This is a genomic window from Pseudomonas sp. 13B_2.1_Bac1 (genome assembly GCF_025466155.1).
Classification (GTDB): Bacteria; Pseudomonadota; Gammaproteobacteria; order Pseudomonadales; family Pseudomonadaceae; genus Aquipseudomonas; species Aquipseudomonas aylmerensis.
Genome location: NZ_JANLOH010000006.1, coordinates 19,808 through 38,801 on the forward strand (window position 1 = coordinate 19,808; position 18,994 = coordinate 38,801).

The 18,994-nt window shown below is 62.5% G+C and carries 17 protein-coding genes; 7 read left to right on the forward strand and 10 right to left on the reverse strand.

Annotated elements, in window-relative coordinates:
- Positions 1–149 precede the first annotated feature (149 nt).
- From NTD80_RS01240 to NTD80_RS01275, 8 genes are all read right to left on the reverse strand, one after another.
- Entirely contained in the window at positions 150–1,781 is a 1,632-nt protein-coding gene (locus tag NTD80_RS01240) for a flagellar hook-associated protein 3 (RefSeq protein WP_262131800.1), read from the reverse strand.
- A 14-nt stretch (positions 1,782–1,795) separates the two neighbouring features.
- Positions 1,796–3,850: a flagellar hook-associated protein FlgK gene (gene flgK, locus NTD80_RS01245; RefSeq protein WP_120449346.1), complete on the reverse strand. Its 2,055-nt coding sequence runs from the start codon at positions 3,848–3,850 to the stop codon at positions 1,796–1,798.
- Between the two features lie 10 nt (positions 3,851–3,860).
- Positions 3,861–5,126: a flagellar assembly peptidoglycan hydrolase FlgJ gene (flgJ, locus tag NTD80_RS01250; RefSeq protein WP_065909782.1), complete on the reverse strand. Its 1,266-nt coding sequence runs from the start codon at positions 5,124–5,126 to the stop codon at positions 3,861–3,863.
- Positions 5,127–5,130: 4 nt separating this feature from the next.
- Positions 5,131–6,219 (reverse strand): flagellar basal body P-ring protein FlgI, encoded by a 1,089-nt coding sequence (locus tag NTD80_RS01255; RefSeq protein ID WP_033901075.1) that lies wholly within the window; start codon positions 6,217–6,219, stop codon positions 5,131–5,133.
- Positions 6,220–6,246: 27 nt separating this feature from the next.
- Positions 6,247–6,942, reverse strand: a complete 696-nt coding sequence (flgH, locus tag NTD80_RS01260; RefSeq protein ID WP_003214607.1) for a flagellar basal body L-ring protein FlgH — start codon at positions 6,940–6,942, stop codon at positions 6,247–6,249.
- A gap of 53 nt (positions 6,943–6,995) precedes the next feature.
- Complete coding sequence (gene flgG, locus NTD80_RS01265; RefSeq protein ID WP_005790105.1) at positions 6,996–7,781, reverse strand: flagellar basal-body rod protein FlgG; 786 nt, start codon at positions 7,779–7,781, stop codon at positions 6,996–6,998.
- 60 nt (positions 7,782–7,841) lie between these two features.
- Positions 7,842–8,582 carry a flagellar basal body rod protein FlgF gene (locus NTD80_RS01270; protein WP_065909780.1) on the reverse strand — a complete coding sequence of 247 codons (741 nt, stop codon included), beginning with the start codon at positions 8,580–8,582 and terminating at the stop codon, positions 7,842–7,844.
- A 311-nt stretch (positions 8,583–8,893) separates the two neighbouring features.
- On the reverse strand, positions 8,894–10,456 hold the full coding sequence (locus tag NTD80_RS01275; protein WP_106803030.1) for a sigma-54-dependent transcriptional regulator: 1,563 nt from the start codon (positions 10,454–10,456) through the stop codon (positions 8,894–8,896).
- A gap of 256 nt (positions 10,457–10,712) precedes the next feature.
- On the opposite strand from NTD80_RS01275, the gene phhA reads away from it, so the two are divergent.
- The 3 genes from phhA (at position 10,713) to NTD80_RS01290 (ending at position 13,151) form a co-directional block, all read left to right on the forward strand.
- Positions 10,713–11,504, forward strand: a complete 792-nt coding sequence (gene phhA / locus NTD80_RS01280; protein WP_120449348.1) for a phenylalanine 4-monooxygenase — start codon at positions 10,713–10,715, stop codon at positions 11,502–11,504.
- A 97-nt stretch (positions 11,505–11,601) separates the two neighbouring features.
- Positions 11,602–11,958 carry a 4a-hydroxytetrahydrobiopterin dehydratase gene (locus tag NTD80_RS01285; protein ID WP_010208721.1) on the forward strand — a complete coding sequence of 119 codons (357 nt, stop codon included), beginning with the start codon at positions 11,602–11,604 and terminating at the stop codon, positions 11,956–11,958.
- Positions 11,958–13,151, forward strand: a complete 1,194-nt coding sequence (locus NTD80_RS01290) for an amino acid aminotransferase (RefSeq protein WP_262131801.1) — start codon at positions 11,958–11,960, stop codon at positions 13,149–13,151. The genes NTD80_RS01285 and NTD80_RS01290 overlap by 1 nt, the downstream gene beginning before the upstream one ends.
- 123 nt (positions 13,152–13,274) lie before the next feature.
- Here NTD80_RS01290 and NTD80_RS01295 read toward each other — a convergent pair whose 3' ends face one another.
- Positions 13,275–14,084 carry a UDP-2,3-diacylglucosamine diphosphatase gene (locus tag NTD80_RS01295; protein ID WP_106803028.1) on the reverse strand — a complete coding sequence of 270 codons (810 nt, stop codon included), beginning with the start codon at positions 14,082–14,084 and terminating at the stop codon, positions 13,275–13,277.
- A gap of 137 nt (positions 14,085–14,221) precedes the next feature.
- Here NTD80_RS01295 and NTD80_RS01300 point away from each other — a divergent pair, with 137 nt between their 5' ends.
- From NTD80_RS01300 to NTD80_RS01310, 3 genes are all read left to right on the forward strand, one after another.
- Positions 14,222–14,983 (forward strand): helix-turn-helix transcriptional regulator, encoded by a 762-nt coding sequence (locus NTD80_RS01300; protein WP_262131802.1) that lies wholly within the window; start codon positions 14,222–14,224, stop codon positions 14,981–14,983.
- 82 nt (positions 14,984–15,065) lie between these two features.
- Entirely contained in the window at positions 15,066–15,950 is an 885-nt protein-coding gene (locus NTD80_RS01305) for a DMT family transporter (protein WP_065909764.1), read from the forward strand.
- A gap of 128 nt (positions 15,951–16,078) precedes the next feature.
- Entirely contained in the window at positions 16,079–16,360 is a 282-nt protein-coding gene (locus tag NTD80_RS01310) for a hypothetical protein (protein ID WP_262131805.1), read from the forward strand.
- Between the two features lie 39 nt (positions 16,361–16,399).
- Here the strand turns inward: NTD80_RS01310 and NTD80_RS01315 are convergent, their stop codons facing one another.
- Positions 16,400–16,687, reverse strand: coding sequence for a SelT/SelW/SelH family protein (locus tag NTD80_RS01315; RefSeq protein WP_262131807.1), 288 nt, complete (start codon positions 16,685–16,687; stop codon positions 16,400–16,402).
- An 84-nt stretch (positions 16,688–16,771) separates the two neighbouring features.
- On the opposite strand from NTD80_RS01315, the gene NTD80_RS01320 reads away from it, so the two are divergent.
- Positions 16,772–18,961, forward strand: a complete 2,190-nt coding sequence (locus tag NTD80_RS01320) for a patatin-like phospholipase family protein (protein WP_106803026.1) — start codon at positions 16,772–16,774, stop codon at positions 18,959–18,961.
- Positions 18,962–18,994 lie beyond the last annotated feature (33 nt).

The window sequence follows — 18,994 nt, forward strand, 5'->3', positions numbered from 1 at the left end:
TCCTTTTCACACGATACAGTGAAGATGCGCTTTATGACTCACAGGTCACTCAATTTTGTGTGCTTTATGCAAAACCTTCAAACAATTAAATCCCAGAAACGACAACGGCCCAGCCTGTTTCCAGGCTGGGCCGCTTGACATGCCAGCGCTTACATCTTGTTGAACAGGCTCAACTGCGAGACTTTCACAAACGCCAGTTGCGAGGCTTCCAGCATGGTTTGCTGCAAGGTCAGGTTGATCGCCGCCTCGCCCATGTCGACGTTGGCCAGCGCACTCATGGTGCTGGTATTGGCCAGGCCGACGCTGGTGTTTTCGCTGGCCTGCACCGTCAGCGCGTTCTGCCGCGCGCCGATGGAACCGCGCACGTTGTCGACCTGGTCGGACGAACTGGTGAGGTTGGCGACCGCCGCGTTCAAGGCGTCCTGGAGCTTGACCCGCGCGCCCGGGATACCGTCTGCCGGCTGTTGCAGGGCCTGGCGCAGTTGGCTCAGGGTGTCGAGGGCGTTCTGGGTTTTCTGGGTGCTGTTGCCGATCGAGAACTGATCGCCCACATTCGGCGTGCCGCTCACCTCGAAAGTGACCCCCGCCGCGGTGATCGTGTTCGGAGCCGGCGGAGTGCCGGCGTTGATCACGCCCTCGCCAATCGACTTGCTGTTGGCGGTGTACGGCTGGGCATAGACTTTATAAGCCGTCGCGTCGGTGTCATCGAACTTGATCAACACGCCGCTGTTCGGAAAGGTGCTGGCGTAGCCGGCCGCGCTGCTGACCTGGCCATTGGTCAATTGCGCCGACGAGGTGTTGCTCGGGGTCCGCGAGGTGTTGAAGGCGTCCGGCTTGGCGCTCAGGCTGAATTCGCGCCCGGCGACCAGCGCATCGGCGTCAGGCCCGGTGGCGGTATCGGTGAGGTCGACGGTGATATCGAACTTCACCCCGCGGATGTTGATGCTGGCACTGCCTTCCTTGGTGGAATCGAACGTGCCATTACCTGGCAGCTGCGAGGTAATGTTGTTGTTGTCCTTGTCCGTCACCACGTACTGGGTGCTGCTGGTAAAGGTCACCTTGTACGGCTGGCCATCGGCGAACTGCTTGGTGTAGTCGATGCCCGAACCCACCAGGCCCGCCGAAATCGCGACCTTGTGATCATCCACCAGCGGCGGCGAAATCGCCGGCGGCACTGGCGCAGTGGCAGGTGCGAGGTAATTGGACTGGGTGCGACTGGTGTTGACCGCCCCTTCGAGGATGGTCTTGCCGGTGTCGCCGGTGCGCACGTTGAGCGTCTCGGAGACTTGCAGGCTCAGCTCGTTTTCGTCGCCCTGATAGCTATAAGTGCCATCGTTGTTGCGCGAGTACGGCGGAGTATCGGTCTTGGAGCCGGAGAACAGGTAGTTGCCCGCCGAATCCTTGCTGTTGAGCAAGCCCAGCAGTTGATCCTCAAGCGCGCCCACCTCGACCGCAATCGACTTGCGGTCGGCATCACTGGTCACGCCACCGGCGCGCAGTGCCAGCTGGCTACCGGCCTGGATCGTGTTACTGATCGCAGTCAGGACGCTTTCTTCGTTGGTCAGCGTATTTTGAATGCTGGTGATATTGCCGCTGAACTGGGCCAGCATGTCTTTCTGCTGTTGCAGCATCAGCAGGCGCTGGGCGGCAACGGGATCATCCGCGGCGGTTTGCACACGCACGCCGGAGCTCGCCTGCTGCTGCGCCTTGACCACGCTGGAGTAGTTATCCGTATAGCGCGTGGCGCTGGTGTCGAAGTACTGCTGTGTAGAAATGCGCATCGTCCCAGGCTCCCTTAAAGACTATTGATCAGCGTACTGAAGGTTTCTTGCGCAGCCTTGATGATCTGCGACGACGCGGTGTAGTACTGCTGGAACTTGATCATGTCGCCCGCCTCCTCGTCCAGGTTGACCTGGGATACCGAGTTGCGCGCGTTCTTGTTGGCCGTCAACAGCGCGGTGGTAGCCGTGGTGTCGGTGGTGGCCGCAGCGGCCTTGGCGCCGACGGTCGACACCAACTTGCTGTTGGCCCCCACCAGGCTGAGCCCGCCACTGCCATCCGCCCCAACACCGACGGTCGCCTTGGTCTGCAGACCGATCAGCGCCTGGGCGTTGCGGTTGTCGGACTTGCCGGTGGCATTGAACGAGAACGAGGTGCTGTCACCGCTGGTCGGCGAACCGGCCACGGTGGTGTCGAAGCTGAAGCTCTTGGCCGGATCGAGCAAAGTACCGCTGGCATCGCGCATCGGCACATTGATGGTGATCTTGTTGGCTTGGCCCGGAACGATAGTGCCCGTGCCGATAGGCTCACCCTTGGCGTTACTCAGGGTGTAGCTCTGGGTGCCATCGGCGGCTTTGTCGCCGAATACCATTTTCACCGGCATCGAGTTGGCGATGCCGACGCGCAGCTGCGCGGCGTCAGCCCCGCCCTCAATGTCGATGGGCACCGTCAGGGTCGGTGGCGTAAATGTGCCGGTGCCCTGGTTGCTCTTGCCGGCCTCGCCCTGCAACGGCGCGGCAAACGCGATCTTGCTCGGATCGGTCAGCACGGTGCCGATTTCCTTGGCGCCGTTGGCGGTCGGGCTGACCTTGAAGCTGTCACCCTCTTTTACCCCGGCCGCGCCGTTCTTGATCGTCAGGGTAACCCCGTCGATTACCGGCGGCGGCGTGGCGCTCAGATCGTAGGTACCCATGGCCTTGCCGTCGGAACGCAGCACGGTGACCTTGTTGAGGTTGGTACCGTCGTTGAACGAGACCTTGTAGTCGAAGTTGGTCAGCTTGCTGCTGTCCGTAATCGTCACGCCCAGGCTGGCGTCACCCGTGTTGCCTTGTGCCGCCTGGCTGCGCAGGGCGACGGACGCCGCGTTGTTGATGTCCTTGAACATCGAGGCGCCGAATTCACCGTTGAGGTCCACACCCTGGCCCAACTGGCTGTTGATCGCGTCGGCGGTGACGATGGCAATCCGACCCAGGTCGTTGATCGCCGGCATCAGCACGTCGCTGCGATAGCGCAACAGGCCGCCGATGCTGCCGCCGCTGATCACGTTGCCCAGGTCGACGGCGGTGTTCCCGGCCATGTTGAGCTGGATCGTGTATTGGCTGGTGTCGCCTTTGCTCGGTACTGCAGAAATCGTGTTGGACTGGTCACCCAGCACCAGCGATTGGCCGCTGCCGGTGCTGACACTGAACACGCCGTTTTTCTCACTGGCGGTCACGCCAATCAGCTCGTTCAGCGAGCGCACGGCCTCGGCACGCGCATCCAGCAGGTTGGCCGGCGTGGTGTTCGACGAGCCCTGGACCTGGTTGATCTGCTTGTTCAGGGAAGCAATCGACGAGGTCAGTTGATTGACCTGGTCGGCCATCGAGGTCAGCTGGCTGTTGATGGTTTCTTTCTGCTGGCCCAACTGGTTGGAGATCGAGTTGAACCGGTTGCTCAAGGTCTGGGCGTTGGTGAGCAGAATCTGGCGGGCCGACGTATCGTTGGGGTTGGCCGACGCCGTCTGCACGGCAGCGAAGAACGAACTGAGCACGGCCGACATGCCGGTGGTCTTGTCCGACAGCGTCTTGTCGACGGCACTGACCTGGTCCAGGTACGCCGCGGCATCGCTATTGAGCGCGGTGCTGTTCTGGTAGGCGGTGTCCAGGTACTCGTTGTACACCCGACGCACGTCAGCCAGGGTCGTGCCGCTGCCGATGAACACGCCGCCGTACGGGTTCGACGCATTGGCGCTCTGGGTGGTCTGCTGACGCGAATAGCCCGCGGTATTGGCGTTGGCAATGTTATTACTCAAGACCGACAACGATCCTTGAGCGGCGTTAAGCCCTGACATCCCGATACTGAGCAAACTCATGGTTCAGACCTTATAAATGTGTGGTTGCGCCAGCGGCAGCGTAGTTCTGGTAACTGTTCATCGTTTTGGCGATCTGCGAAATCTTGCTGGCGTAGTCCGGATCGGTTGCGTATCCGGCTTTTTGCAACTCGCGTACAAACTGTTCCGGGTTGTCGGCCGACTTCACAACTTCTTTATAGCGATCATTGCTTTGCAGCAATGTCACCAGGTCATGGAAGCTGTCCTGGTAGGAATTGTAGGAGCGGAACTGTGCCGTCTCCTTGACCATTGCCCCATCCCGAAACTCGCTGGTGATTGCGCGCGCCTGGCCGCCTTGCCAACTCTGGCCGGCCTTGATGCCGAACAGGTTGTGGCTGCTGCTGCCGTCTTCGGCGCGCATCACCGACTTGCCCCAGCCGGTTTCCAGGGCGGCCTGGGCCACCAGGTATTTGGGGTCGACGCCAATACGCGCGGCGGCCGCCTTGGCCATCGGCAACATGGTGGCGACAAATTCATCCTGCGAGCTGAAGGCCTTCTTCGCCGGCGCCAACGGTGGCTGGGCGACGGCGCGGCCGTACACCTGCATGCGCCCGCTGGGCACGGCAAAGGTGCGTGCGCTGCTGTTGATCACGTTGTCGGCAGCCGCGCTGTTACGCAGCGGCGCGGCCTGGGCCACGGTGGTTGCGTCGGTGCTCGGCACGATGCCGGCCAGCAGGCGATCGGTCAGTTTGCTCGGCAACGCGATACGGCGCTGGTTCATCAGCTCCATATCGTTGGCATGCGCGCTGGCGCCCTCGGGGACCGCCACGCGGTAAGCCCAGAGTGGGCGCTGGCCATTGGAACGGCCCAGCGGACCTTCGGCCTGGGTGCCGGCGGCAATCTCGGTCGGCACTGCGGCTTTCTTCACCGGCTCGGCTGCCGCCGGGCCCTGCAAGGTGGCCGCCTGGGCGTCCACCGGCTTGTTCTTCTGCATCTGGCGCATCAGCACGTCGGCCAGGCCGATACCACCGCCCTCGCGGGACATCGAGACCGCCAGTTGCTGGTCGTACATTTCCTGATACTGCTTGGCCGCCGGGGTGTTCAGCGGGTTGTCCTTGCCCAGCGCTTCAGTGGCCGAGCGCATCGACTTGAGCATCTCGCTCAAGAACAGCGACTCGAACTCCTGCGCCACTTTGCGCATGTTGCCTTCGCTGTTCTTGTCGTCACCGACCTTGAGCTGGTTAAGCCGGTTCAGGTCGGAGTAGGACCCCGAGTCCGCCGTGCTGCTGATCCCGCTCTTGCGCATATCCATGGCCATGGCCTCAGATCACGATCAGGTCGGCTTGCAAGGCGCCGGCCTGTTTCAGTGCTTCGAGGATCGCCATCAAGTCGCCGGGGGCTGCGCCCACCTGGTTCACCGCGCGGACAATCTCATCCAGGGTGGTGCCGGGGCCGAACTTGAACATCGGCTTGGCTTCTTGCTGGGCATTGACGCGCGAACGCGGTACCACTGCGGTCTGGCCGTTGGACAACGGGCCAGGCTGGCTGACAATCGGGTCTTCGGTGATGGTCACGGTCAGGCTGCCGTGGGTCACTGCCGCTGGCGAGACCTTGACGTTCTGGCCGATCACAATGGTGCCGGTCCGCGAGTTGATGATGACCTTGGCCACGGCCTGGCCCGGATCGACTTCCAGGTTTTCCAGGATCGACAGGTAGTCGACGCGCTGGCTTGGGTCGAGCGGCGCGGTGACGCGGATCGAGCCGCCGTCGATGGCCTGGGCCACGCCAGGGCCGAGCATGTCGTTGATCTTGTCGACCACGCGCTTGGCGGTGGTGAAGTCGGAGCGATTGAGGTTCAGGGTCAGGCTGTTGCCCTGGTTGAAACCACTCGGCACGGTCCGCTCGACCGTGGCGCCCCCGGGAATACGCCCGGCCGACGGCACGTTGACGGTGATCTTCGAACCGTCGCGACCTTCGGCATCAAAACCGCCGACCACCAGGTTGCCCTGGGCGATGGCGTAGACGTTGCCGTCGATACCCTTCAGGGGCGTCATCAACAGGGTGCCGCCACGCAGGCTTTTCGAGTTACCGATGGACGACACGGTGATGTCTACCACCTGGCCCGGCTTGGAAAACGCCGGCAAGTCGGCACTGATCGATACGGCGGCGACGTTCTTGAGCTGCACGTTGCCCGAGCCTGCCGGCACCTTGATGCCGAACTGCGAGAGCATGTTGTTGAAGGTCTGCAAGGTGAACGGGGTCTGGGTGGTCTGGTCACCCGTGCCATTGAGCCCTACCACCAGGCCGTAGCCGATCAACTGGTTCGAACGCACGCCGGAAATACTGGCGATGTCCTTCAGGCGTTCGGCCTGGGCGACGGCGCTCAGGGACAGCAGGAGTGCCGCCGCCATCAGCTGTTTGAGTTTCAAAGTGGCCACCTAGAAAGGGAACAGCGGGCTAAGGAAGAAACGGTCGAACCAGCCCGGCTGACTCGCATCAGCAAACGAACCCGTACCCGAGTAGGTAATGCGCGCATCGGCAATCCGCGTCGACGGCACGGTGTTGTCGGTGGAAATATCATCGGCGCGGACCATGCCGGCGATGCGCACCAGCTCATCGCCGGTGTTGAGGGTCATCCACTTTTCACCCCGTACGGCGATGATGCCGTTGGGCAACACGTCAGCCACGGTCACGGTGATCGAGCCGGTCAGGCTGTTGCCCTGTCCTGCCGCGCTCTTGCCGTTGGTGGCACGGTCGCCGCTGTAGCCGGCGTCAAGGCTCAGGTCACCGCTGCCCAACGGGTTGTTGGTGTTGGGCACGCCGCCGAACAGCGAAGTCAGGCCAATGCTGGTCTTGCTGGTCTTGCCGATCTGCGAGTTGGCATTCTTGCTGGCCTGGGTCTTCTCGTTCAGGGTGATGGTGATGATGTCACCCACGCGGAACGCCTTGCGGTCGCTGTACAGGTTCTGTTCGAAACCGGCCTGGTAGATCGAGCCATTGTTGGCCGCCGCCGGCAGCGGCGTGCGTGGCAACACCGGCGCGTAGTACGGGTCATTGGGTTTTGGCGTCGGGGCGACACAGCCCGCGAGCACGGCAATCCCACTCAATGCCAGAACGGAAACATAGCGATTCATGACCCTTACCTCACGGTGTTGCAGGCGCCCTCAAGAGCGCCCCATAGACTTGATTACAGATTCTGCGTTACGAACGAAAGCATCTGGTCGGCGGTGGAAATCACCTTGGAGTTCATCTCGTAGGCGCGCTGGGTGGTGATCATGTTGACCATCTCCTCAACCGTGCTCACGTTGGAAGTTTCCAGGGTGCTTTGCAGCGTGGTGCCGAAACCGTTGAGGCCAGGGGTGCCGATTTGCGGCGCGCCGCTGGAGGCGGTTTCCAGGAACAGGTTGTTACCCATGGCCTGCAGGCCGGCCGGGTTGATGAAGTCGGCGGTCTGCAGGTTGCCGATTACTTGCGACGCCGGGTTGCCGGCGACGGTGATCGACACGGTGCCGTCGTTGCCGACGGTGAAGGTCTTGGCATCCGCTGGGACGACCACAGCCGGCTCCAGGGCAAAACCGTTGGCCGTCACGATCTGGCCGTTGGAATCCAGGTGGAAAGTACCGTCACGGGTGTAGGAAGTAGTGCCATCCGGCTGCAGGATCTGGAAGAAGCCACGGCCGTTGATGGCCATGTCCAGCGGTTGGCCGGTCTGCTGCAGGTTACCGGCGCTGAAGTTCTTCTGGGTGCCGACGATCTGCACACCAGTACCCAGTTGCAGGCCCGACGGCAGTTCGCTGTCCTGGGTCGACTGGGCGCCCGGCTGTTTCTTGATCTGATAGAGCAAGTCCTGGAACTCGGCACGGTCACGTTTGAAACCCGTGGTCGACACGTTGGCCAAGTTGTTGGAAATGGTGGTCAGGTTGGTGTCCTGGGCGGACAGGCCTGTTTTGGCAACCCATAGAGCCGGAAGCATGCTGTTCTCCTTCGTGCGCCTGTTTGTTGGCGCCGCATCACAAATTAGTTAGGGCTGTTATCAGCTCATCTGCATGACGCGAGTCATGGCCTGATCGTCTTCTTTAGCGCTGTTCATCATCTTGATGTGCAGCTCGAACTGCTTGGAAAGCGCCAGCACTGCGGTCATTTCTTCCACCGCATTCACGTTGCTCGCCTGCAGGAAACCCGAGGTCAGGGTCACGTTCGCGTCGGCCTGGGCCGGCTGGCCATCCTTGGTGTGGATGGTGCCGTCCAGGCCTTTATTCATATTCTTGAGGTCCGGCTGGACCAGCTTGATGCGGTCCACTTCGGCCATCACACGCGGGCCTTCGCCCATGGCGCGGATGCTGATGGTGCCGTCGGAACCCACTTCGATTTTTTGCTGCGGCGGCACGGCGATCGGACCACCATTGCCCATCACCGGCATACCGTTGCCGGCCCGCAGCACGCCCAATGCATCGACGTTCATGCTGGCGCTGCGCACGTAGGCTTCGCTGCCATCCGGGGTCTGCACAGCCAACCAGCCGTTGCCGTTGACGGCTACATCAAGGTCGCGACCGGTTTCGATCATCGCGCCGGGGCTGAAGTCGGTGGCTGGGCGCTCGGTCATGGCAAAGGCGCGCGCCGGAAAGCTGTCGCCAAACACCGGCATCGAACGCGCCTGTTCCAGGTCGCGCTGAAAACCATTGGTGGAAATGTTCGCCAGGTTGTTGGCATGGGCCTTCTGCGCCAGAGCATTCTGGCTGGCGCCGGTCATTGCCACATAAAGGTACTTGTCCACGCTCTTTCCTCTTTCTGACGGACGCTTGCCGCCCACCGCTGTACTGATGAGGCTTAAGCAATTTGCGAACCAACTTTTTAAAATGAGGGAAAGACCAGGCGGGGCAAGGGTTTGCGGCTGGGTGACGGGAAATGGGCAGTGAGTAAGAGTCGAAAAAACGGCGGACTTATGCCGCTTACGGCAACGACACAATCAAATGTGGGAGCGGGCTTGCTCACGAAGGCGCTGTGTCAGCCAGCACATAAGGTGACTGATCCAGCGCATTCGCGAGCAAGCCCGCTCCCACATTTTGACCCAGTTGTGTCAGGTAGTTACTTGTCGGCCTTGAGAATTTCGTAATCGCGTAACTTATTGGCGATGGTGGTGTGCGACACCCCCAGGCGCTTGCCCAGTTGCCGGCTGCTGGAATGCTCGGCATACAGGCTTTCCAATACAGCCTTCTCAAAGCGTCCAACGATCTCTTCCAGGCCGCCCTCCAGGGAGAAATCGCCAAGCGGCTGACGCACGCCGTAATCCGGCAAACGAATATGCTCAGCCTTGACCGTGCCGCCCTCGCACAACGACACCGCCTGGAACAGCACATTTTCCAGCTGCCGCACGTTGCCCGGCCAGTGGTAGTGGCTCAGGCGATCCATCGCGGCAGGTGCCAGCTTGGGCAGCGGGCAGCCAATCTGGCGGCTGGCCTGATCAAGAAAGTGCTCGACCAGCGGCGCCAGGCCATCCAGGCATTCGCGCAGCGGCGGGATATGCAGGGACAGCACATTGAGGCGGTGATACAGGTCCTGGCGGAATTCGCCCCGGGCACACAGCTCGGACAAATCCACCTGGGTAGCGCAGATCACGCGCACATCCAGGTACACCTCTTCATCACTGCCGACCCGGCGAAAGCAACCGTCCTGCAGAAAGCGCAGCAATTTCACCTGCAACCGCGCGCTCATTTCACCGACACCATCGAGAAACAACGTACCGCCCGCCGTCAGCTCCAGCAGCCCGAGCTTGCCCTCGGCCCGCGCACCTTCAAACGCGCCGGGACCGTAGCCGAACAGTTCGGTCTCGGCCATGGACTCCGGCAGACCCGCGCAATTGAGCGCCATCAACGGCGATTGCCCGCGTGGACTGGCCAGGTGACAGGCACGCGCCAGCAGTTCTTTGCCGGTGCCGGTTTCGCCTTCTATTAATAGAGGCGCATCCAGCGGCGCCATACGCCGGGCTTCACGCACCACCGCGGCCATGACCTTGGAGCTTTGGAAAATACTGTCGAAGCCGCGCAGCTCTTGCTTGCGCACATTGTAGATACGCTCGCCCACGCGGTCGGCGCGGTGTAGGGTCAGTACGGCCCCGGCCATGGCCTCGCTGTCATCGTGCTCGGAAGATTGCAGCGGCGCGATGTCCGCCAGGAACACGTCACCCTTGACCTTGACCCGCAGGCCATTGATCCGCGACTTGCTCGCGCGCACCAACTCGGGCAAGTCGAAGTCTTCGGCGTAGCGCGACAGTGGAATCCCCGGCACCTCGTCCACCCGCACCCCGAGCAACTGCGCCGCCGCACGGTTGGCGGCGACGATGGAACCGCCCATGTCGATCGACAGCACCGGAAATTCCAGGGCGCCGAGCAAGGCATTGAGCTCCATATGCCGCCGCTCGCTGGGCATCAGCCCGACCCGCTTGACGCCAAACACCCCGGCAATCGCCTCGAACTGCGGGCGCAACGCCTGGAACTGCATGTTCACCAAGTTCGGGCAATACAGGTAGATGGCGTTGCCATGCTCGCCGCCGACCTCGCCCTTCGCGACGTTGACGCCGTATTCCACCAGCAGGTTGAGGATGTCCCGCAGGATGCCGATGCGGTTCTGGCAGTGCACTTTGATACGCATGAAAAGGCTCGAAGAGTGGGGAGGCGCCGCGTCTTTTTGCCGCTGGGCGCAGATAGTCGTCAAGATTATGTGACAGTCACCGCCATTTTTACAGCCCGCCGACGCCGCCGGCCCACAATCGTAACGAATACTTTACATAATTCGGTAAATTTTCCTACAGATTGCTACCGCGGGTGGATGGCATCGGCGCCGCGCCTCGGTATCAATAGAGGCATCGCAGGACATAACAAGAACGAATGCCTAGCAGGAGAGCCGTATGAAGCAGACGCAATACGTGGCCCGCGAGCCCGATGCGCAAGGTTTTATCCACTACCCGCCGGAAGAACACGCGGTGTGGAACACCCTGATCACGCGCCAGTTGAAAGTGATCGAAGGCCGCGCCTGCCAGGAATACCTGGACGGCATCGACAAGCTCGGCCTGCCACTGGACCGCATTCCGCAATTGGGCGAGATCAATAAAGTGCTGGCCGAGACCACAGGCTGGCAAGTCGCCCGTGTCCCCGCACTGATCCCCTTCCAGACCTTTTTCGAATTGCTCGCCAACAAGCAGTTCCCGGTGGCGACCTTTATTCGTACCCGTGAAGAGCTGGACTACCTGCAAGAGCCGGATATTTTCCACGAGATCTTTGGTCACTGCCCGTTGCTGACCAACCCCTGGTTCGCCGAATTCACCCACACCTACGGCAAGCTCGGCCTGGCGGCCACCAAAGAGCAGCGCGTGTACCTGGCGCGCCTGTACTGGATGACCATCGAGTTCGGCCTGGTGGATACGCCCGCCGGCCTGCGCATCTACGGTGGCGGCATTTTGTCGTCGCCCAAGGAGACGGTGTACAGCCTGTCGTCCGAGCCCGAGCACCAAGCCTTCGACCCACTGGAAGCGATGCGCACGCCGTACCGCATCGACATCCTGCAGCCGTTGTACTTCGTGTTGCCGGATCTGAAGCGCCTGTTCGACGTGGCGCAGGAAGACATCATGGGCATGGTCGAACGCGGGATGCAGCTGGGTCTGCATGCACCGAAATTCCCGCCAAAGCCCAAGGCTGCTTGAACCTCACATCTTGAGGCCAGGTGAGTCTGTTCCCTGGCCGCGCGTTGCTTTAGGGTAACGCTACTGACCTTCATACATTCGAATTCAGGACACCCCCATGACCACCTTGAACCAAGCCCATTGCGAAGCCTGCCGCGCCGACGCTCCACAAGTCAGCGATGAAGAACTGCCGGTGCTGCTCAAGCAGATTCCCGACTGGAACATCGAAGTGCGCGACGGCGTGATGCAACTGGAGAAGGTCTTCCTGTTCAAGAACTTCAAGTTTGCCCTGGCCTTCACCAACGCCATGGGTGAAATCTCCGAAGCCGAAGGCCATCACCCAGGCCTGCTGACCGAATGGGGCAAGGTAACCGTGACCTGGTGGAGCCACTCCATCAAGGGCCTGCACCGCAACGACTTCATCATGGCCGCGCGCACCGACGAAGTGGCCAAGGACGCCGAGGGCCGCAAGTAATGCATTTCGATGCCATTGGCCGTGTGCCCGGCGACCCGATCCTCGGGCTGATGGACCTGTACGCCCAGGACCCCAACCCGAACAAATTCGACCTCGGCGTGGGCGTGTACAAGGACGACCAGGGCCTGACACCGATTCCGCACTCGGTGAAGCTCGCCGAGCAGCGCCTGGTCGACACCCAGACCACCAAGACCTACATCGGCGGCCACGGCAACGCGGCCTTCGGCACGCTGATCAGCGCCCTGGTGCTCGGCGCCGATTCGGCCCTGATCCAAGCCCGCCGCGCCGGTGCGACCCAGACGCCGGGCGGCACCGGTGCCCTGCGCCTGAGTGCCGACTTCATCGCCCACAGCCTGCCCGGCCGCGGCGTGTGGCTGAGCAACCCGACCTGGCCGATCCACGAAACCATCTTCGCCAAGGCCGGCCTCAAGGTCAGTCATTACCCTTACGTGGGCACCGACAACCGCCTGGATGTGGCGGCGATGCTGGCGACCCTCGCCACCATTCCCAAGGGCGACGTGGTGCTGCTGCACGCCTGCTGCCACAACCCGACGGGTTTCGACCTGTCCCAGGATGACTGGCGCCAGGTCCTGCAGATCGTGCGCGAGCGCCAGCTGCTGCCGCTGATCGACTTCGCCTACCAGGGCTTCGGCGACGGCCTGGAGCAGGATGCCTGGGCGGTGCGCCTGTTTGCGGCCGAGTTGCCGGAAGTCCTGGTCACCAGCTCCTGCTCGAAGAACTTCGGCCTGTACAGCGACCGCGTCGGCGCGTTGATCGTGTGCGCGGCGGATGCCGAGAAGCTGACGGATGTGCGCAGCCAACTGGCGAATATCGCACGCAACCTCTGGTCGACGCCGCCGGATCATGGCGCGGCGGTGGTCGCGACGATCCTGGGGGATGCCGAGCTGAAAAAACGCTGGAGCGACGAGGTCGAAGCCATGCGTTCACGCATTGCACACCTGCGTTCCGGGCTGGTGGAAGCATTGGCGCCCCATGGCCTGTCGGCGCGGTTTGCGCACATCGGCGCACAGCGCGGGATGTTTTCCTATACCGGCCTGAGTGCCGAGCAGGTGAAACAACTGCGCGAGAAACACAGCGTGTACATGGTGAGTTCGGGCCGGGCTAACGTCGCAGGCATCGATGCCACGCGCCTGACGCTGCTGGCCGAAGCCATCGCCGACGTCTGCAACTGACGAGACCGACTCAAACTGTAGGAGCTGGCGTGCCTGCTATGGCGGTGTATCAGTCACTGAACAAGCTGACTGAATACCGCTATCGCTGGCACGCCAGCGCCCGCATGTGGAAGGTATCGGCCCTTAGCCCGCCACCATTTCAGCCTTGAGCTGCGCCTCTTTCGCCTGCGCATCCGCCAACCGATACAACTCGATACTCCCATCCCAGTGCTCGATCAACGCCGTGCACGACTCCACCCAATCCCCGCAATTGAGGTAGTCCACCTCGCCCACCTTGCGAATCTCCGCATGGTGGATATGCCCACACACCACGCCGTGCAGCTCGCGCTTGGTCACTTCATGGGCGATGGCTTCTTCGAAATCGCTGATGAAACTCACCGCGGTCTTGACCTTGTGCTTGAGGTACGCCGACAACGACCAGTAGCCATAGCCATAACGCGCACGCCAGTGATTGAGCCAGCGGTTCAGGGTGAGGGTGAACTCGTAGGCCGAGTCGCCGAGGAACGCCAGCCAGCGGTGATACCGGGTGATCACATCGAACTGGTCGCCGTGGATCACCAGCAAATGACGACCATCGGCGGTGACATGCACGGCCTCGTCCACCAGTTGGATGTTGCCCAGGATCAGCTTGGAATAGCGGCGCAGGAATTCGTCGTGGTTGCCGGTGACGTAGATCACTTCGGTACCGCGCTTGGCCATGGTCAACAGGCGGCGGATCACGTTGGTATGAGCCTGCGGCCAATACATGCCACCGCGCATTTTCCAACCATCGATGATATCGCCGACCAAGTACACCTTGTCGGCGTGATACCCCTTGAGGAACTGCGACAGATGTTCGGCCTGGCAATCCCGGGTCCCCAGGTGCACATCAGAAATCCACAGGGTACGAACCCGTTGCTTGCGGCTGGGCTTGGCGAACTCGGCACTGGTCATGGGCATCCCTCGACGGTGTTTTCGCGAGCTTGCGCCCTGGCGATTAATAGCCCATGACAATCGTGCGTCACTCTGATGACAGCGCCGGGGCGCCGCAAAGCGTTGTAGACTGGCACGCTGCAACCCTGGAGACCGCGATGAGAGCCGCCCTCACGCTACGCCACTACCTCGAAGCGCCGCTCGCCCACAGCCATGACCACGCGCAGTTGGTGTTCGGCCTGTCCGGGCACCTGGACCTGGAAGTGGATGGCCGTGGCAGCCAGGTGCGCGAAAGCAGCGTGATGGTGCTGCCCTTCTCCGCCCACCACGCGTGCGGCAGTCGCGATGGCAGCCGGTGCCTGGTGCTGGATGTGCCCACCGAACATTGGCTGCTGCAATCCCTGGGCGAGCATGCGGACGCCAGCCGCCGCCTGCTCGACCAGCCCGCGCGCCTGGCCCTCGACTCGCGGCAACATCAACTGGTGCAATGGCTGGCGCACAGCCCGGTGGACGATCCGCTGATCGTCCAGCAGGGCGCGGTGTTGCTGCTGGCCAGCCTCAATCATTCTCTCGCGCCACCGCTGCCGGGCCGGCGCCTGCCGTATGCGGCGTTCAATGCGCATATCGAGCGACACGTGGCGCACCCGCTGCAAGTCGCCGATCTGGCCCGTATCGCCGAGCTGTCGGTGGCGCGCCTGCACGCGCGATTCGTCGCCGAGTGCGGGCAAACGCCGATGGACTACATCCGCAGCCGCCGCCTGCACAAGGCCCTGGGCCTGCTGCGCGAGACGCCAGTGGCGATCGGCGAGATTGCCGCGCGCGTCGGCTATGCGTCGCAAAGTGCATTCGCGGCGGCGATGCTGCGTGAATTTGGCGCTTCCCCCACCGCCTTGCGCGTGGGCGAGAGTCCTGCGCTATAAATCGCGAGCCCCACGACAGACACCTTCGCCCGCAACCCTCTAGACTGCGAACCTGTCACTCCCGTTGGTTTCAAGGATCGCAATGACTCCCCGCTCAGCCCTCGGCGCCCTGCATATCGGCGCATTGATGTTTGGCCTCACCGGCGTATTCGGCAAACTGGCGGCCGCTTCACCCGCCATCATCGTGTTCGGCCGTGCCGCGTTTGCGGTGCTGGCGTTGGCAGTGTTTGCGCGATTTGCCAGCAACACCACCTGGAAGCGCCTGGCGTTGCGCGACTGGCGCCGGCTGGTGATCAGCGGCGTGCTGCTGGCCGCGCATTGGGTGACGTTTTTCATCGCGGTCAAGGTGGCTGGCGTGGCCGTGGCAACGCTGGGGTTCACCGCGTTCCCGGCGTTTACCGTGATCCTCGAAGGGCTGATCTTCCGCGAGCGCATTCGCGCCAATGAAGTGCTGCTGGTGGCGCTGGTCACCGTCGGCCTGGTGCTGGTGACACCGGATTTCAATCTCGCCAGCGAAGCCACCGGCGGCCTGCTCTGGGGGATCGTCTCGGGGTTGCTGTTCTCGTTGCTGTCGCTGAACAACCGCGCCAGCTCCGGACGGATTCCGGCGGTGCAGGCGGCGCTGTGCCAGAACCTGGTAGTCGCGGCCTGCCTGCTGCCCGTGGCGGCGCCGGGGTTGGCCGAGGTTCGCGCGCTGGACTGGCTGTGGATCGGCCTGCTCGGCGTGTTCTGCACCGGCCTGGCCCACAGCCTGTTCGTCGCCAGCCTCGCGGTGATCAAGGCGCGCACCGCCTCGGTGGTATTTGCCATGGAACCGGTCTACGGCATCACCGTGGCCTGGCTGCTGTTCGCCGAAACCCCGACACTGCGCATGCTGATGGGCGGCGCGCTGATCATCGTCGCCATCGTGCTGTCCGGGTTGATGGGCAGCGCCAGCCAGGCCAAACAGCCCGCAGCGAGCGCCTGATCTATACTCTGGTCATCCGCAACAGTTTGTCGTCGTTCAACGGATAAAGACTCCTCGACGACAGCCCTGATGCTTGAAGTTGCTGCAAGCGAGAGGTCACTCGATTAACGCTATGCAGGGGTTTCATCATGGAAATGTTCATCAGCTTGCTGGTGCAGATCATCAGCGGCGCCATCGGCGGCAACATCGCCGGCATGACCAAAGAGGGCCTGGGCACCGGGCTCAATACACTGATCGGTGGCGTGGGCGGACTGGTACTGGGCCAGATAGTCGCGGCACTGACCGGCACCAGCGGCGGCGAAGCGCTGGATGTCGCGGCAGTCGGCGGCAATATCCTCGGTGGCGGTATCGGCGGCCTGGTGCTGACCTGGGTCGTAGGCTTCATCAAGAGCAAAATGGCCGCCAAATAGCTGCCGGCACCCGTCACCGCCCTGCTGTGGCGGTGACTATCAGGGCTTGCGCTCGTTGTGCCCGAGGTCGCGCTGTGGGTCGATCCGGTCGCGCACGCGCTGCTTGAGCACCTTGGCCTCGGGGAAGCCCCCGTCCGCCTTGCGCTCCCAGATCTGCACACCCTCGCAGGTGATGCGAAACGCCCCGCCCGTGGCCGGTTCCAGCGACACTTTGCCCAAGTCATCGGCAAACGTACTCAACAGTTCCTGCGCCAACCATGCGGCGCGCAGCAGCCACTGGCACTGGGTGCAATAGGTGATGACGATCTCGGGTTTATCAGCGGACATAATTTGAGAGGCTCCTGACGTAACGGGCTCGGCGGATCGGGTGGCTATAATACCGGCCTTTATCGCCCAGCCTCGAGATTCATGATGCGCCGCCTGTTGTCCTGCCTGTTCCTGTGCCTGCTCCCTCTTCTCGCCGACGCCCTCGAAACGCCACGCCCGAAAATCGGCCTGGTGCTGTCCGGCGGCGCCGCCCGTGGCCTCGCCCACATCGGCGTGCTCAAGGCACTGGAAGAACAGGGCATCCATATCGATGCGATTGCCGGCACCAGTATGGGTGCCGTCATCGGCGGCCTGTATGCATCGGGCTACAAGATCGACGAGCTGGAAAAACTCGCGCTCGGCATCGACTGGCAGCAGGCCCTGTCCGACGCGCCACCGCGTGAAGACGTGCCGTTTCGGCGCAAACAGGATGACCGCGATTTCCTGGTCAAGCAGAAACTGAGCTTTCGCGATGACGGCAGCCTCGGCCTGCCCCTCGGGGTGATCCAGGGCCAGAACCTGGCGCTGCTGCTGGAAAGCATGTTCGCCCACAGCAGCAATACGCGTAATTTCGACAAGCTGCCGATCCCCTTTCGCGCCGTGGCCACCGACATCACCACCGGTGAAAAGGTGGTGTTCAGCAAAGGCCATCTGCCCCAGGTGATCCGCGCCAGCATGTCGATCCCGGCGGTGTTCGCCCCGGTGGAACTGGACGGCCGGCTGCTGGTGGACGGCGGCATGACTGACAACATCCCGCTGGACGTGGCGCGGGAGATGGGCGTCGACATCGCTATCGTCGTGGACATCGGCACCCCGCTGCGCTCGCGCAAGCAACTGGCCACGGTGGTGGACGTGCTCAACCAGTCCATCACCCTGATGACCCGACGCAACTCCGAAGAACAACTCAAGGCCCTGCACCCCAAGGATGTGCTGATCCAGCCGCCGCTGGCCGCCTATGGCGTGACCGACTTCGGCCGGGCCAAGGACATGATCGACGCCGGCTACCGTGCCACCCGTGCCCTCGATGTGCGCCTGGCGCACCTGCGCCCGGCCGAGCCGATCGACCCGCAACTGGTGGCCGCGCGCACGCCGGGTGAGCGCACCCCGGTCATCACCGCGATCAACGTGGAGAACGACTCGAAAGTCAGCGACGACGTGATCCGCTACTACATCCGCCAACCGCTGGGCGAGCCGCTGAATCTGGGTCGCCTGCAAACGGACATGGGCACCCTGTACGGCCTGGATTACTTCGAGCAAGTGCAATACCGCGTGGTCAAGAAAGGCCAGGACAACACCCTGGTGATCAGCGCACGCGGCAAGCGCAGCGGCACCGACTACCTGCGCCTGGGCCTGAACCTGTCGGACGACATGCGCGGCGACAGCGCCTTCAACCTCGGCGCCAGCTACCGCATGAATGGCATCAACCGCCTCGGCGCCGAATGGCTGACGCGCGTGCAGATCGGTGATCGCCAGGAGCTGTACAGCGAGTTCTACCAGCCGATGGACACCGGTTCGCGCTACTTCGTCGCCCCCTACCTGAGTGCCCAGGCACAGAACGTCGAACTGATCCTGGACAACGACCCGATTTCCGAATACCGCCTGGAACGCTACGGCTTCGGCCTGAACGTGGGGCGCCAGATCGGCAACAGCGGCGAGATCCGCTTCGGCGTCGGCGAAGCCTGGGGCAAGGCCGATGTGCGCATCGGCGATCGCAGCTTGCCCAGCGTGAGCTTCAGCGAAGGCTTCTATGAACTGAAGTACTCCTTCGACTCCCTGGACAACGTGTACTTCCCGCATACCGGCGAAGACATCGGCCTGGCCTACCGCGAATTCGAACCGGGGCTGGGCTCGGACCAGCGCTATCGCCAATGGGAATTCAAGCTGGACAAGGCCATGAGCCACGGCCCGGACACACTGGTGCTGGGCGGCCGCTACGGGCGCACCCTGGATGATTCGGACGTGGTGATTTCCAGCTTCCTGCTCGGCGGTGCACGGCAGCTATCGGGCTTTCGCCAGGATGCGATCTCGGGGCAGAACATCAGCCTGATGCGTGCCGTGTACTACCGCAGGTTGACGCCACGCTCGTACCTGCCGCTAGATTTCCCGCTGTACCTGGGCGCGTCGCTGGAACGCGGCCGGGCGTGGAACAACGACAATGAATTCGACAGTGGCTATATCAACGCGGCGAGTATTTTCCTCGGCTTTGACACACCGTTGGGGCCGCTGAATTTCAGCTACGGGTTCAACGATGACAATCAGAAAGCGGTGTACCTGAACCTCGGACAGACGTTCTGACACGCGCTTCACAGGCGCCCGACTTGCCGGCGA

Bases quoted from the DNA above. Each gene is read 5' to 3' on its own strand.
- NTD80_RS01240 (WP_262131800.1), bottom strand. From the start codon at position 1,781: ATGCGCATTTCTACACAGCAGTACTTCGACACCAGCGCCACGCGCTAT.
- flgK (WP_120449346.1), bottom strand. From the start codon at position 3,850: ATGAGTTTGCTCAGTATCGGGATGTCAGGGCTTAACGCCGCTCAAGGA.
- flgJ (WP_065909782.1), bottom strand. From the start codon at position 5,126: ATGGCCATGGATATGCGCAAGAGCGGGATCAGCAGCACGGCGGACTCG.
- NTD80_RS01255 (WP_033901075.1), bottom strand. From the start codon at position 6,219: ATGGCGGCGGCACTCCTGCTGTCCCTGAGCGCCGTCGCCCAGGCCGAA.
- flgH (WP_003214607.1), bottom strand. From the start codon at position 6,942: ATGAATCGCTATGTTTCCGTTCTGGCATTGAGTGGGATTGCCGTGCTC.
- flgG (WP_005790105.1), bottom strand. From the start codon at position 7,781: ATGCTTCCGGCTCTATGGGTTGCCAAAACAGGCCTGTCCGCCCAGGAC.
- NTD80_RS01275 (WP_106803030.1), bottom strand. From the start codon at position 10,456: ATGCGTATCAAAGTGCACTGCCAGAACCGCATCGGCATCCTGCGGGAC.
- phhA (WP_120449348.1), top strand. From the start codon at position 10,713: ATGAAGCAGACGCAATACGTGGCCCGCGAGCCCGATGCGCAAGGTTTT.
- NTD80_RS01285 (WP_010208721.1), top strand. From the start codon at position 11,602: ATGACCACCTTGAACCAAGCCCATTGCGAAGCCTGCCGCGCCGACGCT.
- NTD80_RS01290 (WP_262131801.1), top strand. From the start codon at position 11,958: ATGCATTTCGATGCCATTGGCCGTGTGCCCGGCGACCCGATCCTCGGG.
- NTD80_RS01295 (WP_106803028.1), bottom strand. From the start codon at position 14,084: ATGACCAGTGCCGAGTTCGCCAAGCCCAGCCGCAAGCAACGGGTTCGT.
- NTD80_RS01300 (WP_262131802.1), top strand. From the start codon at position 14,222: ATGAGAGCCGCCCTCACGCTACGCCACTACCTCGAAGCGCCGCTCGCC.
- NTD80_RS01305 (WP_065909764.1), top strand. From the start codon at position 15,066: ATGACTCCCCGCTCAGCCCTCGGCGCCCTGCATATCGGCGCATTGATG.
- NTD80_RS01310 (WP_262131805.1), top strand. From the start codon at position 16,079: ATGGAAATGTTCATCAGCTTGCTGGTGCAGATCATCAGCGGCGCCATC.
- NTD80_RS01315 (WP_262131807.1), bottom strand. From the start codon at position 16,687: ATGTCCGCTGATAAACCCGAGATCGTCATCACCTATTGCACCCAGTGC.
- NTD80_RS01320 (WP_106803026.1), top strand. From the start codon at position 16,772: ATGCGCCGCCTGTTGTCCTGCCTGTTCCTGTGCCTGCTCCCTCTTCTC.